General features: G+C 77.0%; 2 protein-coding genes and 1 pseudogene. 2 read left to right on the forward strand and 1 reads right to left on the reverse strand.

The features are described 5' to 3' along the window. A pseudogene (locus tag AE652_RS41240) lies at positions 1–189 on the forward strand (M56 family peptidase); the annotation flags it as partial. Positions 190–219: 30 nt separating this feature from the next. Here AE652_RS41240 and AE652_RS41245 read toward each other — a convergent pair. After that, the gene (locus tag AE652_RS41245) at positions 220–915 is read right to left on the reverse strand and encodes an NAD(P)H-dependent oxidoreductase (RefSeq protein WP_049661113.1); all 696 of its coding nucleotides are present in this window, start codon (positions 913–915) and stop codon (positions 220–222) included. An 89-nt stretch (positions 916–1,004) separates the two neighbouring features. Here AE652_RS41245 and AE652_RS41250 point away from each other — a divergent pair. Beyond that, positions 1,005–1,489: sigma-70 family RNA polymerase sigma factor (locus AE652_RS41250; protein WP_049661114.1), on the forward strand; the 485-nt coding region annotated here is incomplete at its 3' end.

Raw genomic sequence — 1,489 nt, forward strand, 5'->3', positions numbered from 1 at the left:
GGCCCGGTGCCGCGCCGGGTCGCCGCGCTGCTCGGCCCGGTGCCGACCTCCCGCAACTGGCCGCCGGCCAAGACCCCGGCGGGCCTGGCGGCGATGGTCGCGGCGATCGGCACGGCGGTGTCGGCGCTGTGCGCGCTGAACGCCGCCGTGGCCCTGTTGGTGGTGCTCAAGGCCGTCACCCCGCTGTAGCGGCCGCCCGGCCAGGCCTGTCAGGGCGGCTCAGAGCGTCGCGGCCAGCTCGTCGAGGGCGGCCTCGGCCGCCGCCAGCGACTCGGCGGCGAGCGGCTGGAGGGCGTTCAGCGCCGGGACGTCCGCGGCCCTGGTGAGCTCGGCGGTGACCACGTGCAGGTGCTCCGGCGCGACCCCGATCCGGTCGAAGTACGCCCGCAGGTACGGGACCTGGAAGTCGCAGTGGGCGCGCGGGGTGCCCGGTGCGTAGCCGCCGCCGCGGACGGCGACGACCACCACGCGGGTGTCGCGCAGCAGCGGCTCGCCGGTCTCCGGGTCGTGGTGGACGCCGGGGAAGGTGACCCGGTCGATCCACGCCTTGAGGCCGGCCGAGACGGTGTAGTTGTACATCGGGCTGCCGACCAGCAGGGTGCCGGCGGCCCGCAGCTCCTCGATCAGCGGGCGGCTGAGCGTCCACTCGTGCGCCTCGTCCGGCCCTTCGGCGAGGCGGCCGATGTCGTCCAGCGGGAGTATCCCCTTGCGCTCGGTGCGGCGGCCGAGGGCGTCGTAGGCGGCGCGCACCGGGGGCACCGGGTCGGCGGCGAGGTCGCGGTACCGGTACCGGTCCCGGCCGGCGGTGCCGTGCCGGGCGTGCCAGGCGTCGGCGAAGCGGGCGGTCAGGGCGCGGCTGACCGAGCCGGACGGGCTGATGCTGGAGTCCAGGTGGAGCAGCGTGGTGGAGGTCATGGTGGTCTCCCGGTCACCTCGGAGGAGGACGGATCGTCATAGCGGTGACGGGCCGCGCCGAGGAAAGGTGACCGATGGACCGGGACGCGATGTCGGGGGCGGCGGCTGGGGCGGCGGCGGCCCCGGGGCGGCGGGCCGAGGCGCCGGAGGAGCGCTTCGAGGCCGAGCGCGGCCGGCTGCGGGCGATCGCCCAGCGGATGCTCGGCTCGACCGGCGAGGCCGAGGACGCCGTGCAGGAGGCCTGGCTGCGGCTGGTCCGCACCGGTCCGGCGGAGATCGACAACCTGCCCGGCTGGCTGACCACGGTGGTCTCCCGGATCTGCCTGGACCTGCTGCGGGCCCGTGCCGCGCGCCGCGAGGAGCCGGCCGACGAGGCGCTGCCGGAGGCGGCGGGCGGCGGCCCGGAGCCGGAGCGGGAGGCGCTGCTGGTCGAGTCGGTGGGCCGGGCGCTGCTCGTGGTGCTGGACCGGCTGGGCCCGGCCGAGCGGGTCGCCTTCGTGCTGCACGACGGCTTCGCGGTGCCCTTCGACCAGATCGCGCCGATCGTCGGGCGGACCCCGGTGGCCGCGAAGAA

Source organism: Kitasatospora sp. MY 5-36 (assembly GCF_001182915.1).
Classification (GTDB): Bacteria; Actinomycetota; Actinomycetes; order Streptomycetales; family Streptomycetaceae; genus Kitasatospora.

Bases quoted from the DNA above. Each gene is read 5' to 3' on its own strand.
- AE652_RS41245 (WP_049661113.1), bottom strand. From the start codon at position 915: ATGACCTCCACCACGCTGCTCCACCTGGACTCCAGCATCAGCCCGTCC.